The organism is Kitasatospora purpeofusca (assembly GCF_000718025.1).
GTDB classification, from domain to species: domain Bacteria; phylum Actinomycetota; class Actinomycetes; order Streptomycetales; family Streptomycetaceae; genus Kitasatospora; species Kitasatospora purpeofusca.
Window position 1 is genome coordinate 622,572 of record NZ_JODS01000002.1, and the last position, 13,874, is coordinate 636,445.

General features: G+C 73.1%; 12 protein-coding genes. 11 read left to right on the forward strand and 1 reads right to left on the reverse strand.

The window, feature by feature from the left end; translation table 11 throughout:
* Window positions 1-257: 257 nt before the first annotated feature.
* The 11 genes from IF01_RS0105810 to IF01_RS0105860 all read left to right on the forward strand — a co-directional run bounded on the left by IF01_RS0105810 (window position 258) and on the right by IF01_RS0105860 (window position 11,185).
* Window positions 258-2,066 (forward strand): ABC transporter transmembrane domain-containing protein, encoded by a 1,809-nt coding sequence (locus IF01_RS0105810; RefSeq protein WP_051754945.1) that lies wholly within the window; start codon window positions 258-260, stop codon window positions 2,064-2,066.
* Window positions 2,067-2,157: 91 nt separating this feature from the next.
* A complete protein-coding gene (locus IF01_RS0105815; RefSeq protein WP_030392186.1) occupies window positions 2,158-3,930 on the forward strand; it encodes an ABC transporter ATP-binding protein in 1,773 nt (590 codons plus the stop codon).
* Window positions 3,931-4,072: 142 nt separating this feature from the next.
* A complete protein-coding gene (locus IF01_RS0105820) occupies window positions 4,073-4,318 on the forward strand; it encodes a lipopolysaccharide assembly protein LapA domain-containing protein (protein WP_030392187.1) in 246 nt (81 codons plus the stop codon).
* A gap of 74 nt (window positions 4,319-4,392) precedes the next feature.
* Entirely contained in the window at window positions 4,393-5,112 is a 720-nt protein-coding gene (locus IF01_RS0105825; RefSeq protein WP_030392188.1) for an amino acid ABC transporter ATP-binding protein, read from the forward strand.
* A gap of 10 nt (window positions 5,113-5,122) precedes the next feature.
* A complete protein-coding gene (locus tag IF01_RS0105830; RefSeq protein WP_030392189.1) occupies window positions 5,123-6,010 on the forward strand; it encodes a glutamate ABC transporter substrate-binding protein in 888 nt (295 codons plus the stop codon).
* A gap of 13 nt (window positions 6,011-6,023) precedes the next feature.
* Window positions 6,024-6,668 (forward strand): amino acid ABC transporter permease, encoded by a 645-nt coding sequence (locus IF01_RS0105835; RefSeq protein WP_030392190.1) that lies wholly within the window; start codon window positions 6,024-6,026, stop codon window positions 6,666-6,668.
* Complete coding sequence (locus IF01_RS0105840; protein ID WP_030392191.1) at window positions 6,665-7,534, forward strand: amino acid ABC transporter permease; 870 nt, start codon at window positions 6,665-6,667, stop codon at window positions 7,532-7,534. Before IF01_RS0105835 ends, IF01_RS0105840 begins: the two co-directional genes overlap by 4 nt.
* A 138-nt stretch (window positions 7,535-7,672) precedes the next feature.
* Window positions 7,673-8,587, forward strand: coding sequence for a LysR family transcriptional regulator (locus IF01_RS0105845; RefSeq protein WP_045943776.1), 915 nt, complete (start codon window positions 7,673-7,675; stop codon window positions 8,585-8,587).
* A 152-nt stretch (window positions 8,588-8,739) separates the two neighbouring features.
* Window positions 8,740-9,306 (forward strand): cysteine dioxygenase family protein, encoded by a 567-nt coding sequence (locus IF01_RS0105850; protein WP_030392193.1) that lies wholly within the window; start codon window positions 8,740-8,742, stop codon window positions 9,304-9,306.
* Window positions 9,307-9,313: 7 nt separating this feature from the next.
* On the forward strand, window positions 9,314-10,372 hold the full coding sequence (locus IF01_RS0105855) for a YeiH family protein (protein ID WP_078879692.1): 1,059 nt from the start codon (window positions 9,314-9,316) through the stop codon (window positions 10,370-10,372).
* Window positions 10,373-10,477: 105 nt separating this feature from the next.
* Window positions 10,478-11,185: a spermidine synthase family protein gene (locus IF01_RS0105860; RefSeq protein ID WP_030392195.1), complete on the forward strand. Its 708-nt coding sequence runs from the start codon at window positions 10,478-10,480 to the stop codon at window positions 11,183-11,185.
* Window positions 11,186-11,296: 111 nt separating this feature from the next.
* Here the strand turns inward: IF01_RS0105860 and IF01_RS0105865 are convergent, their stop codons facing one another.
* Window positions 11,297-13,603: a glycoside hydrolase family 18 chitinase gene (locus IF01_RS0105865; RefSeq protein ID WP_037778925.1), complete on the reverse strand. Its 2,307-nt coding sequence runs from the start codon at window positions 13,601-13,603 to the stop codon at window positions 11,297-11,299.
* Between the last annotated feature and the right edge of the window lie 271 nt (window positions 13,604-13,874).

Genomic DNA, 13,874 nt, shown 5'->3' on the forward strand with positions numbered 1-13,874 from the left:
CTCTCCTGGTCGTCCACGGTTCCTAGGGGGCAACCGGTGGGGGCGCCGGATTTGTTCCCCGGTCCCGGAGAAATTTTCCGACGCGCGCTACCGGCGCTTGCAGCAGCCTACGGGGTGGGCCCGACGGGCGGAAAACCTGTTGCGCAGATCACATTCGGGTTGGCAGTCTCGCTGCCATGACCTCCTGACCGACCCACGGCCGTGACCCTACCGGCCTCCCCCTCGCCCTCCGCCCGCGCCGCCTCCAACGGAGCGTCATGCTGCTCAAAACCCTCCCGCTGGCCGACCCCGGCCGCCCGGAACTCTCCTCCCCGCTCGGCTTCCTGCGCTGGCTCCAGCGCGGCCAGCGGCGCGGGCAGGTGCTCGCCACCTGCTGGTCGCTGCTGGAGATGGGCTGCCAGGCGGCCCTGCCGCTGCCGGTCGGCCTCGGCGTCCAGGCCGTCGTCGACGGGGACTCCGGCGCCCTCTGGCGGGCCGGCGCGCTCGCCCTGGCGCTGGCGGCGGTCTCCGCGGTCGGCACCGTCCTGCTGCACCGTCAGGCGGTCTGGAACTGGATCCACGCCGCCTGTCAGGTCCGGCAGCTGGTGGCCCGTCAGGCCTCCCACCTCGGCTCCGGGCTGTCCCGGCGGATCGCCACCGGCGAGATCGTCGCGGTCGGCAGCGGGGACGTCGAGAAGATCGGCTGGTACGTCGAGCTCGTCGCCCGGCTGCGCGGGGCGATCGTGGTCTGGCTGGGGGTGAGCGCCGCGGTGCTGGCCACCGAACCGGTGCTCGGGCTGGCCGTGCTGCTCGGCGTGCCGGTGCTCGCCGCCTCGGTCTGGCCGCTGCTGGGGCCGTTCGAGCGCCGCTACACCGAGCAGCGCGCGCTCGGCGGCAAGGCGACCGAGCTGGCCGCCGACACGGTGGCCGGACTCCGGGTGCTGCGCGGCATCGGCGGCGAGGACCTCTTCCTCGACCGCTACCGGGCGGCCTCCCAGAAGGTCCGCTCGGCCGCCGTGCGCTCCGCCCGGATCTGGTCCCTGATGCAGGCCCAGCAGGTGCTGCTGCCCGGGCTGTTCGTGGTCGGGATCACCTGGTACGGCGCCCGGCAGGCGGCCGAGGGGCGGATCTCGATCGGCACCCTGGTCGCGGTCTACGGCGCCACGGCCTTCCTGGCCGCGCCGCTGCGGATCCTCGGCGAGGCGGCGCACGCCTGGAGCGTCGCCAGGGTCTCGGCCGGCCGGGCCGTCCGGGTGCTCTCGCTCACCCGGACCGACACGACCGGGACGAGTGGGCTCGCCGATCCGGCGCGCTCCGACCTGTACGACCCGGTCACCGGCCTGACCGCCCGGGCCGGGGAGCTGACCGCGGTGGTCTGCGGCGACCCGGACTTCGCCGGGGCGCTGGCCGAGCGGCTCGGCGGGCACGTCCCGGTGGCCGAGGACGGGCGGCCGGAGCCCTCGGTCCGGCTCGGCGGCGTCGAGCTGGACACCGTCCCGCTGGCCGAGGCGCGGGCCGCCGTACTGGTGCACGACAAGGAGCCGGTGCTGCTCTCCGGCACCCTGGCGGCGCTGTTCGACATCCCCTCCTCCGGCCGGGTCGACCCCGCCGAGGCGCTCGCCGCCGCCCGCGCGGAGGACGTGCTCGACGCCCTGGTGGACGGCTCGGCGGGCCTGACCGGCCGTGGCGAGGTGATGCGGGCGGAGATCACCGAGCGGGGGCGCTCGCTGTCCGGCGGGCAGCGCCAGCGGCTGGCGCTGGCCCGGGCGCTGCTGGCCGACCCGCCGGTCCTGGTGCTGGACGAGCCGACCAGCGCGGTCGACGCGCACACCGAGTCCCGGATCGCCGCCGGGCTGCGGAAGAACCGCGAGGGGCGCACCACGGTGGTCCTCGCGACCAGCCCGCTGCTGCTCGACCGGGCGGACCGGGTGGTGCTGGTCCGGGACGGCCGGGTGGCCGCGAGCGGTTCGCACCGCGAGCTGATGCGCGGCGAGCCGGCCTACCGGGCGGTGGTGACCCGCGAGGAGGAGCCGGCGCGGGTCGGGCCGGGGGCCGAGGTGCCGGCACCGGTGGGGGAGCGGTCATGAGGCTCCGCCGCCCGCCCGGGGCGCCCGGGGCGTGCCCCGGCGCCGCGCCCCGGTGGAACCGTCCGATCCCGTCCGAGCCGAGGAGTGACGCATGAAGCCCCCCGTCCAGCAGGAGCAGGGGCCGGCCACCACGCTGCCGGTCGGCTCCCCGGCCGCCGTGCGCGGCTACCTCCGGGTGCTGGCCCGGCGCCACCGCGGGGCGTTCTCGGCGGTGGTCGGGCTGCACACGGTGGCCACCGTCGCCGGGCTGGTCGGGCCGTGGGTGCTCGGCACCCTGGTCGAGTCGCTGGCCACCGGCACCGCCGGGTCCACCGTCACGGTGGCCGTGGCCTGGTACCTGCTCGCGCTGGCGGTGCAGTCCGCCTTCACCTGGTGGTCGCGGCTGCGCGGCGCCGTGCTCGGCGAGCGGGTGCTGGCCGACCTCCGGGAGGACTTCCTGGTCCGCTCGGTGGCGCTGCCGACCGGTGTGCTGGAGCGGGCCGGGACGGGCGACCTGGTCTCCCGCGGCACCACCGACATCGACCGGCTGGACAAGTCGGTGCGCGAGGCGGTGCCCGAGCTGGCGGTGGCGATCGTCTCGCTGCTGCTGGTCCTCGGCGCGCTGGTGGTCACCTCGCCGCTGCTCGCGCTCACCTCACTGCTCGGCCTCCCGCTGCTGCTGGCCTCCTCCCGCTGGTACTTCCGGCGGGCCCCGCAGTCCTACCGGAACGAGTCGGCCGGGTACGCGGCGGTGAACTCCGTGCTGGCCGAGACGGTGGACGCGGGCCGGACGGTGGAGGCGCTGCGGCTCGGCGACCAGCGGGTCCGGCTGACGGACCGCAAGCTGGCGGAGTGGATCGCCTGGGAGCGGTACACCCTCTGGCTGCGTTCGGCGTGGTTCCCGACCATCGACGCGGTGTACACCCTGGCGGTGCTGGGTCCGCTGGTGCTCGGCGGGCTGTTCGCGCTGCGGGGCTGGATCTCGGTGGGCCAGCTCACCACCGGGGTGCTGTACGCGCAGGCGCTGGTGGCCCCGGTCGACCTGATCCTGCGGTGGTACGACGAGCTGCAGATCGGCCAGGCCTCGCTGGCCCGGCTGGTCGGCGTGCACGAGGTGCCGGTGGCGGAGAACGACGACGAGGTCCGGCCGAGCGGGCGGCGGGTCGAGGCCCGGGACGTGCGCTTCGGCTACCGGGAGGGCGCCGATGTGCTGCACGGCATCAGCCTGGACGTCGCCCCGGGCAGCCGGGTGGCCCTGGTCGGGCCGTCCGGGGCCGGGAAGTCCACGCTGGGCCGGCTGCTGGCCGGGATCTACGCCCCGGGCCGGGGCAGTGTGACCCTCGGCGGGGCGGCGCTGTCCCGGATGCCGGCCGAGCGGGTGCGCTCCGAGGTGGCGCTGGTCAACCAGGAGCACCATGTGTTCGTCGGGACGCTCCGGGACAACCTGCTGCTGGCCGCGCCCGGCGCGGACGACGCCGAGCTGCGCGGAGCCCTGGACGCGGTGGACGCCGGGGAGTGGGTGGACGCGCTGTCGGCCGGTCTCGACACCGAGGTCGGCTCCGGCGGCGCCGCACTGACCCCGCCGCAGGCCCAGCAGCTGGCGCTGGCCCGGCTGGTGCTGGCGGATCCGCACACCCTGGTGCTGGACGAGGCCACCTCGCTGCTCGACCCGCGGGCCGCCCGGCACCTGGAGCGTTCGCTCTCCCGGGTACTGGAGGGCCGTACGGTGATCGCCATCGCGCACCGGCTGCACACCGCGCACGACGCGGACGTGATCGCGGTGGTCGAGGAGGGGCGGATCAGCGAGTACGGCAGCCACCCGGAGCTGGTGGCGGCCGGCGGTCCGTACGCGGCGCTGTGGCGCTCCTGGCGGGACGAGGGGTGAGAAGCCGGGCCGCTGACGCAGCATGACCGGGCATGACGGAGCGTGACGGGAGGTGGCCCGGCACGGGGCGGGGTTGCCCCGTGCGGGTTACTCCCGGGCGCGTGGCCGGGCAAACCCTGCCATTCGCCCGCAGACTGCACGGGTGACCAAGATTTCGGACGGCGCCTCCGGCACCAAGCGCAGTGAGATCGGTGGGATCCCCACCCGGTACATCGGGATCGGCGTCATCGTCGTCCTCGCGGTGTGGTTCCTGTTCGCCAACCTCGACAAGGTGCAGATCCAGTTCTGGGTGTTCACCGTGACCGCTCCGCTCTGGATCGCCCTGCTGGGCACCCTGATCGCCGGCGCGGCCCTCGGCTGGCTGCTGAAGGGGCGGCGCGGACGGTGAGCACCGCCGAGCCGCCACCCGGGCCCGGGCCGGCTACCGGTCCCGGGCCCGGCGGCTTCACCCCGCTGATCGAGATGCGCGGGGTCAACAAGCACTTCGGCGCGCTGCACGTGCTCCAGGACATCGAGCTGACGATCGGCCGCGGCGAGGTCGTGGTGGTGATCGGGCCGTCCGGCTCCGGGAAGTCCACGCTCTGCCGGGCCGTCAACCGGCTGGAGCCGATCGAGTCCGGCACCATCCTGATCGACGGTCAGCCGCTGCCCGAGGAGGGCAAGGGGCTGGCCCGGCTCCGGGCCGAGGTCGGGATGGTCTTCCAGTCCTTCAACCTGTTCGCGCACCGGACCGTGCTGCAGAACGTCTCGCTGGCGCAGATCAAGGTGCGCGGGCGGGCCAGGGCGGAGGCGGACGCCAAGTCCCGGGCGCTGCTGGAGCGGGTCGGGCTGGCCGACCAGGCGGACAAGTACCCGGCCCAGCTCTCCGGGGGCCAGCAGCAGCGGGTGGCGATCGCCCGGGCGCTGGCGATGGACCCGAAGGCGCTGCTCTTCGACGAGCCGACCTCGGCCCTGGACCCCGAGATGATCAACGAGGTGCTGGACGTGATGCGCCGGCTGGCGCACGAGGGCATGACCATGATCGTGGTGACCCACGAGATGGGCTTCGCCCGTTCCGCCGCCAACCGGGTGGTCTTCATGGCGGACGGCCGGATCGTCGAGGACCGCGCGCCGGAGGAGTTCTTCGACGCCCCGGAGAGCGACCGCGCCCGGGACTTCCTCTCCAAGATCCTGAAGCACTGAGGCCCGGCCCGTGAAGAAGACCTTCACCCTGCTGGCGGCGGCCCTGCTGCTGGCCGGCTGCGGCAAGCCCGGCACCCCGCCGCCCAAGGGGCCGCAGCCCAGCGCGCTGCCCAGCTACCAGGTGGCGACCGGGAGCCCGGTCACCGGCTCCCCGACCCTGGACGCCGCCCGGGCCCGGGGGCACCTGGTGGTCGGCGCCAAGGAGGACCAGCCCTACCTCGGCCAGAAGAACCCGGCCACCGGCCAGTACTCCGGCTTCGACATCGAGATCGCCAAGATGGTCGGCGCCGACCTGGGCTTCGGCCCGGACCGGATCGAGTTCCGCACCATCGCCTCGGCCAACCGCGAGACCGCGCTGCAGAACGGCCAGGTCGACTACTACGTCGGCACCTACACCATCAACGACAACCGCAAGAAGCTGGTCGGCTTCGCCGGGCCGTACTACCTGGCCGGGCAGTCGCTTCTGGTGCGCAAGAGCAACAAGGACATCAACGGGCCGCAGGACCTGGACGGCAAGAAGGTCTGCTCGGCGGCCGGCTCCACCCCGTACCAGCGGATCCAGAAGCAGTACCCGAAGGCGGAGCTGATCGGCTACGACACCTACTCGGCCTGCGTGGACAACCTGATCACCTCCCAGGTGGACGCCGTCACCACGGACAACACCATCCTCATGGGCTACGCGGCCAAGGTGCCGGACGAGCTCAAGGTGGTCGGCCCGCTGTTCTCCCAGGAGCCCTACGGGATCGGCACGCCCAAGAACGACACCGTGCTGCGCGGGGCGCTCAACGACGCGTTGGCGCACCACGAGGAGAACGGCGACTGGAAGAAGGCGTACGACGCGACCCTCGGCCTGTCCGGGATCCCCGCGCCCAGCCCGCCGCCGATCGACCGGTACTGAGGGAGGGCAGGCTGTGAAGACGCTGACCGACAACTGGTCGACCTACTGGGAGGGCTTCCTCGGGACCCTCTCGCTGTTCCTGGTGAGCGCGGTGCTGGCCCTGGTGCTCGGGGTGCTGATCGCGAGTTTCCGGGTCTCGCCGGTGAGGCCGCTGCGGGTGTTCGGCACCGCCTGGGTGACGCTGCTGCGCAACACCCCGCTCACCCTGCTGTTCTTCATCGTGGTGCTGGGACTGCCGCGCTTCGACATCACCCTGCCGTTCTTCACCTTCGCGGTGCTCGCGCTCGGCTGCTACACCTCGGCCTTCGTCTGCGAGGCGATGCGTGCGGGCGTCAACACCGTGCCGGTCGGCCAGGGCGAGGCGGCGCGCAGCCTGGGCATGAGCTTCGGCCAGACGATGGGGCTGGTGGTCCTGCCGCAGGCGTACCGGTCGGTGGTGGCCCCGATCGGCAGTGTGATGATCGCGCTGGCGAAGAACACGGCGATCGCGGGCTCGTTCAGCGTCACCGAGCTGCTCGGCACCTACCGGACCATCAACGAGCTGGGCTACAGCATCGTCTGGACCTTCGTCTGGATCGCCGTCGGCTACCTGATCATCACCCTGGCCGTCAGCCTCGTGTTCAACCTGCTGGAACGACGAGTGGCGGTCGCGCGATGACGGTGGAATCCTCGGCGCTCTACGACGTCCCGGGCCCGAAGGCGCTCGCCCGGCACCGGCTGTACGGCGGGATCGCGCTGCTGGCGATCGCCGCGCTGCTCGGCTGGATCGTCTACATGCTCTTCCACACCCAGCAGTTCACCGAGTCCAAGTGGATGGCCTTCGAGTACAAGGGCGTCCAGGAGCTGCTGCTGCGCGGGCTCGGCAACACCCTCAAGGCCTTCGGCTGGACGGTGCTGTTCGCGCTGCCGTTCGGCGCGCTGTTCGCCGCCGGGCGGCTCTCCGACCACCGGCCGGTGCGGATGCTGTCCACGCTGGTGGTGGAGTTCTTCCGGGCCATGCCGCTGCTGGTGATGATCTTCTTCATCTTCGTCGCGCTCAAGGTGGCCCCGCTCTGGGCGCTGGTGGCGGGACTGGTGCTCTACAACGGCTCGGTGCTGGCCGAGGTGTTCCGGGCCGGGGTGCTGGCGGTGCCCAAGGGGCAGAAGGAGGCGGCCTTCGCGCTCGGCATGCGCAAGACCCAGGTCATGGCGTACGTGCTGGTGCCGCAGGCCAACCGGGCGATGCTGCCGGCGATCATCAGCCAGCTGGTGGTGGCGCTCAAGGACACCTCGCTGGGCTTCCTGATCACCTACGAGGAGTTCCTGCACGCGGGCAAGCTGATCGCGACCAACCTGGACTACGACCTGCCGTTCATCCCGGTGGTGATGGTGATCGCGCCGATCTACATCGGCATGTGCCTGCTGCTCTCCTGGTTCGCGCGCTGGGTCGAGCGGCAGAGCCGGCGCCGGCCGAGCATGCGGGGCGGGGCGCCGGTGGCCAGTGCCGAGGTGGCGATGGGGCTGCCGCCGGCCGCTCAGCAGTGACCGCGCGGCCCGGTCTCCGGGGGCGCGAGGGGTGTCCGTTCCCGGAGTGAACCATAGGTGCGAACGGGGGTCGGCTCGATACCTCCAAACTCTGCTTATGATTGCCGGGCAGTGGCACGGCGGCCGGGCGGAGGCACAGTGGAGCCGGTATTCGACTCGCGGCACATCCGGACCTTCCACGAGGTCGTCCGGGCCGGTTCCTACTCGGCGGCGGCCCGCGAACTCGGCTACACCCAGCCCGCCATCACCCAGCAGATGAAGGCCCTGGAACGCAGCGTCGGACTGCCGCTGTTCACCCGGGCCGGGCGCGGGCTGCGGCTCACCGAGGCGGGCGAGGCGCTCTCCCGGCACGCCGAGCAGATCCTCGGCAGCCTCTCCGCCGCCCAGCAGCAGCTGGCCGCACTGGCCCGGCTGCGCGCCGGACGCGTCCGGGTCTGCGCCTTCCCGAGCGCCAACGCCACCCTGATACCCGAGACCATGGCCCGGCTGCTCGCCGAGCACCCGGGCGTCCGGGTCGAACTGCTGGAGGCCGAGCCGCCCGACTCCGTGCAGCGGCTGCTGCGCGGCGAGTGCGACATCGCGCTGGCCTTCCGCTACCCCGGCGCGCCGGCCGAGGTGCCGCCGGAGCTGGACGAGATCCCGCTGATGGAGGACCTGCTCACGGTGCTGCTGCCGGTCGGCCACCCGCTCGGCCGCCGGCACGCCGTCCGGCTCGCCGACCTCGACGGCGAGCGGTGGATCGCCGGCTGCCCGCGCTGCCGGGCCAACCTGCTGCATGTCTGCGCGGAGGAGGGCTTCGCGCCGGACATCGTGTTCTCCACCGACGACAACCTCGCGGTGCAGAGCCTGGTCGCCGCCGGGGTCGGGATCGCGCTGATGCCCGCGCTGGTGCTCTCCTTCATGTGCCACCGCAAGGTCACCGGCCGGGCCGTGGAGCCGCATCTGCGGCGGCAGGTCAGCGCGTACGTGCTCCGCGAGCACCGGCGGATCCCCGCCACCGCCCTGGTGCTCGACCAACTGCGGCAGGCGGCGGCCGCCCGCGTCGGGTGCTGATCCGGGCGACCGGGGGCCGGACCGGGGCCGACCGATCCTGGGGCGACTGATCCTGGGGCGACTGATCCTGACCCCATTGATAAGCAATGGTTGGGGGAGGGCGAAAGAACCCTCCTTGGACGTGATAGGTCGCGCGGGGCGACGCTACCGCCATGACAACGTCAGCCACGGTCGGCAGCGGCCGGCTCACCGAGCGTATGAGCGCCCTCGTCGGCGAGATCCGCGCCGTGGTGGACCGCGGCCTGCCGCCGGAACTCACCGCCTACCTGGTCGGCGAGCGCCTCGCCCCGCACCTCGGCGACAGCGAGCTGCTCACCGCCGAGCAGCGCGAGGGCGACCCGGACCGCTACCGCCAGCACGTCCTCCACGCCGAGGAGGACGGCTCCTTCTCGGTCGTCGCGCTGGTCTGGCTCCCCGGTCAGCGGACCCCGATCCACGACCACGTCTCCTGGTGCGTGGCCGGCGTCCACCAGGGCCAGGAGAGCGAGACCCGCTACCGGCTGGTCTCCGACGGACGCACCGCCCACCTGGTGGAGACCGAGCACGTGGTCGGCCCGGCCGGCACCGTCGCCGCGTTCGCCCCGCCCGGCGACATCCACCTGGTCCGCAACGCGTGCGGCTCCACCGCCATCTCCGTCCACGTCTACGGCGCCGACGTCGCCAAGCTCGGCACCAGCATCCGGCGCGTCTACCGGCTGCCCGCCGGGGAACAGCGGTGACCCCCGAATGGCCCTGACCCTCCGGGACCGCCGGGTCCGGCCGGTCCGCACCCGGATCCTGCCCCCGCTCGGCGGCGACGCCCCCGGCCTGCTGCTCGCGGTGCTCGGCGTGGCCGCCGCGATCGCCGTCCACCAGGCCGTCCCCGCCGTCCCCAAGCTCACCGCCGCCGTCGTGCTCGGCATCGCCGCCGCCCACCTGCCCGGGCTGCGGCCGGTGGTCCGCGGCGTCGCCCGGCCCGGGCTCTCCATGGCCGGCAAGCGGCTGATGCGGATCGGCATCGTGCTGCTCGGCCTCAAACTCAGCCTGGACGACGTGCTCGGCCTCGGCTGGGCCACCGTCGCCATGGTGCTCACCGTGGTCGGGGCCACCTTCGCCGGCACGCTCTGGCTCGGGCGGCGGCTCGGACTGCCCGGGCACCAGCCGCTGCTGGTCGCCACCGGCTACTCGATCTGCGGCGCCTCGGCGATCGGCGCGGTCAGCCAGGCCGCCGGCAGCGAGGAGGAGGACGTCGCCGCCTCCGTCGCCCTGGTCACCCTCTGCGGAACCCTGGCGATCGCCGTCCTGCCGCTGCTCCAGCAGCCGCTCGGGCTCGACCCCAGCGGCTTCGGACGCTGGGTCGGCGCCAGCGTCCACGACGTCGGGCAGGTGGTCGCCACCGCGCAGACCGGCGGCGCCGGAGCGCTGCGCGAAGCGGTACTGGTCAAACTGATGCGGGTGGTCCTGCTGGCGCCGCTGGTCGCCGGGGTCGCGGTGGCCGTCCGGCGCTCGCACCGGCGGGCCGGCACCGCGCCGACCGCCGGCAAGCGGCCGCCGCTGCTGCCGCTGTTCGTCGCCGGGTTCCTGGCCATGATCGTGCTGCGCACCACCGGGGTACTGCCCGAGCGGGCCCTCGCGTTCGCCGGGGACACCCAGGAGCTGCTGCTCGCGGCGGCCCTGTTCGGGCTCGGCAGCGCCGTCCACCTGCCGACCATGGTCCGCACCGGCGGCCGGATCGCCCTGCTCGGACTCGGCTCCTGGCTGGTGGTGGCCGGGGTGTCGTACGCCGGAGTGCTGATCACCACGTAAATCCGGCGCCCGCCGGGGCCGACTGGGTTATCGTCGGGCGGGTGGTTCGGCCCTCGGAGGCCGACCCGCGTGTCCGTGCCCCGACTCCGCGGAGGAAACCGCCGCATGTACAGCGCACTGCCCGAACGGGACGGCACCGCCGCCGTCGTCACGCTGGACCGGCGCGAGGGTCCGTTCGGGGAAGTGGCGCTACGTCGGCGCGGGCAGGACTACGAGATCATCGCCAACGGTTGCTTCCTGATGGACACCGCCGACGGGCGCTCCGAGCGGCTGCTGATCGGGGTGGCGCTGGAGGAGCTGGACCGGACCGGGCCGGTGGCGCGGCCGTCCCTGCTGATCGGCGGGCTCGGGGTGGGGTTCTCGCTGGCGCACGCGGCGGCCGAGCCGCGCTGGGGCCGGATCGCGGTGGTGGAGCGCGAGAGCGCGATCATCGACTGGCACCGCACCGGACCGCTGGCCGCGTTCTCGGCCGGGGCGCTGGAGGACGAGCGGGTCGAGGTGCTGCACACCGACCTGCTGGAGTACCTGGCCGGGGCCGACGGCGCCCGCTACGACGCGCTGTGCCTGGACATCGACAACGGACCGGACTGGACCGTCACCGACGGCAACGCCGGGCTGTACGGCGCGGACGGACTCGCGGTGCTGCGCCACCGGCTGGAGCCGGGCGGGGTGCTGGCGGTCTGGAGCGCCCAGCCGTCGCCGGCCTTCGAGGAGGAGCTGCGGACGGCCGGCTTCTCCGACGTGGTGACCCACGAGATCGAGGTCGCCCGGGGCGTGCCCGACGTCGTGCACCTGGCCCGCCGCGCGCGCTGAGCGGGTTCGACCGCTCGCCGCTCTCCCGCACTTGGCAAAGTCTGCACTTTGCCAAGTGCGGGAGGCGGTCGGCGGGGCGGGCCGGGGTGTGACGGGGTGTGACGGTCGGGGCTACTTGAGGCCGTTGTCCACTGCGGCCATCAGCTCGCCGTTCGGCGTGTCACCGTCGAAGGCCCAGATCATCGCGCCGGCCAGCCCCTGGGACTTGATCCAGGCGGTCTTGCGGGCGATCTCGGTCGGGTCGTCGTAGGAGTAGAACACCGAGCCGTTGTAGATGTAGGCGTATCCGGCGACCGGGTCCCGGTAGATGGTGTAACCACCGCCGGTGGCCATCTGCTTGAGCTTCTTGTAGTCCTCGAAGCCGGCCTCGTAGGTGCCCGGGCCGGGGCCCGTCGCGGTCTGGAAGAGGCCGTTGGTGGTGCCGCGCGGGACGCCCGTCCAGCCTCGGCCGTAGAACGGGATGCCCAGCGTGAGCTTGCTCTTCGGGGCGCCGCCGGAGACGTACGCGCCGATCGCGACCTCGGAGCTGAACTGCCGGGCCGGCGGGTTCGGGTCGCCCGCCGCGACCTTGATCGCGGACTGCTGGTTGGTGACCATCTCCCAGCCGCCGTGGTAGTCGTAGCCCTGGATGGTGGCGAAGTCGAAGGCGCCGAACAGGCCGGGGATGTCGATGCCGGCGGTGACCTTCGCCGGGTCGGCCGGGAGGAAGGCGCTCAGCGTGTAGTGCTTGCCCGTGGTGGCGCCGAGGGCGTCCAGCTGGCGGCGGAACTCCTGGGCCAGCAGGGTGTAGTTGGCCTTGTCGGCGGGCCGGAAGATGTTCCCGGTGTGCCCGTCGGAGTTCGGCCACTCCCAGTCGAGGTCGATGCCCTCGAAGATGCCCGCCGCGCTGCCCGCGCCGCCGCGGCCGTCGATCACCGGCAGGTTGCCCTTGATGTACATGTCGATGCAGGAGCTGACCAGCGCCTTGCGGGAGGCGTCGGTGGCCGCCGCGTCGGAGAACCACTTGCTGTACGACCAACCGCCCAGCGAGATCTGGATCTTGAGGTTGGGGTACTTGGCCTTGAGCTGCTTCAGCTGGTTGAAGTTGCCGGCCAGCTTCTGGTCCCAGGTGTCGGTGGTCCCGGCCACCGAGCTGCCCGCGTCCCAGCCCTTGCCGAAGTCGGCCCAGGCGTCACCGGCGCCGTCGCCCGCGTTCGGGTCGTTGTCCGGACCGGCCGCCTTGTTGGTGATGAAGCACTGCTTGGTGCTCGGGTGGATGTTGGCGAAGGCGTAGTTGAGCGTGGTGAGCCGGCCGGCCGAGCCCGAGGTGTCGAGCTGCTTCACGCTGTAGCCGCGGGCGTAGATGCTCCACTGGGTGAAGTAGCCGATCTTCATCGCGGCCGGGTTGCTGCCGCCGGGCTTGGTCTTCCCGGTCACCGGGCCGGAGGCGGGCGAGACATTGCCGGCCGCGTCGCGGGCCTTGACGGTGAAGGTGTACGAGGTGTCCGGAGCCAGGTTGCCGACGGTCGCGGCGGGGGACGTCACGGTGACGGCCAGCGCGGTGCCGTTGTACACGTCGTAGGCCGTGACGCCGACGTTGTCGGTGCTCGGGGTCCAGCTCAGCGAGACGGAGTTGGCGTCCGAGCCGGTCACGGCGGGGGTGCCCGGCGTGCTGGGCGCCTGGTGGTCCTCGACCGGGGGGCTGGTGGTGGCGCTCACCGGGCCGGCCGCCGCGGAGCGGTTGCCCGCCGCGTCGAAGGCCTGGACGGTGAACTGGTAGGCGGTGCCGGCGGTCAGGCCCTGCACGGTGACGCCGGTGGTGGCGCCGTCGGCGGTGGCCACCTTGGTGCCGCCCTGGAAGACGTCGTAGCCGGTGACGGCCACGTTGTCGGTGCTGGCGGTCCAGGACAGGTCGACCGAGGTCTGGGTGACGGTGCCGGCCGTGAGGTTGCCGGGGACGGTCGGCGCGGTCTGGTCGCCGCCGCTGCCGTCGCACGGCTGGCCGTTGATCTTGCAGTTCTTCAGCGGCTGGTAGCTGCCGGAGTAGGCGATGTTGAAGCCGACGTTGTAGGTGCCGCCGGCCGGCAGGGTCGCGGCCCAGCCGGGGTTCTTCACCGTGACGTGGGAGGCCGAGGTGGTGTAGCTGGCGTTCCAGAGGCCCGCCACGGTGTTGCCGGTCGGGAGGTCGAACTCCAGCGTCCAGCCGTTGACCGGGGCGGTGGAGCCGTTGGTGATGGTGTAACTGCCCTCGTAGCCGGTGCTCCAGTCGCTGCCCTTGGCGAAGGCCGCGGTGACGGACCCGGCGGCGGCCCCGGCGGCCGGGGCGGCGGCGCGTTCGGCCGCGGCGCTGGCCATGGTGGCGGGAAGGGCTGCGGCGAGGACCGGGACGAGCAGGGTCCCGGCTGCCAGTAGCGGCAGGCTGATCCGACGTCTGCGCATGGATGTGGCTCCTGTCCTGGGGCCCCGGGGCAGGCCCGGACGCCCCGTTACCCGTGGGGAGGTGTCAGGTGCGTGGAGCGGTGTGCTCCGGGCCATGGGGGCGGCGCGGAACCGGTCCTCGGGCCGTCGGGGTGCCGCGGAGGATCCTGTGCCGAGGGTAGGGAGCGGACCGGCAACTGGCAATAGGTCTGTACCAGTTGGTGGTCGTGGGCATGACGGACGACGCGCGCACCCGTCCGTCCCGCCGGTGGAGGGGCGGGTCGGAGCGGGT

What these genes read in the sequence shown, in the direction of transcription:
- IF01_RS0105810 (WP_051754945.1), top strand. Translation starts at nt 258, where the DNA reads ATGCTGCTCAAAACCCTCCCGCTGGCCGACCCCGGCCGCCCGGAACTC.
- IF01_RS0105815 (WP_030392186.1), top strand. Translation starts at nt 2,158, where the DNA reads ATGAAGCCCCCCGTCCAGCAGGAGCAGGGGCCGGCCACCACGCTGCCG.
- IF01_RS0105825 (WP_030392188.1), top strand. Translation starts at nt 4,393, where the DNA reads ATGCGCGGGGTCAACAAGCACTTCGGCGCGCTGCACGTGCTCCAGGAC.
- IF01_RS0105840 (WP_030392191.1), top strand. Translation starts at nt 6,665, where the DNA reads ATGACGGTGGAATCCTCGGCGCTCTACGACGTCCCGGGCCCGAAGGCG.
- IF01_RS0105850 (WP_030392193.1), top strand. Translation starts at nt 8,740, where the DNA reads ATGACAACGTCAGCCACGGTCGGCAGCGGCCGGCTCACCGAGCGTATG.
- IF01_RS0105855 (WP_078879692.1), top strand. Translation starts at nt 9,314, where the DNA reads ATGGCCCTGACCCTCCGGGACCGCCGGGTCCGGCCGGTCCGCACCCGG.
- IF01_RS0105860 (WP_030392195.1), top strand. Translation starts at nt 10,478, where the DNA reads ATGTACAGCGCACTGCCCGAACGGGACGGCACCGCCGCCGTCGTCACG.
- IF01_RS0105865 (WP_037778925.1), bottom strand. Translation starts at nt 13,603, where the DNA reads ATGCGCAGACGTCGGATCAGCCTGCCGCTACTGGCAGCCGGGACCCTG.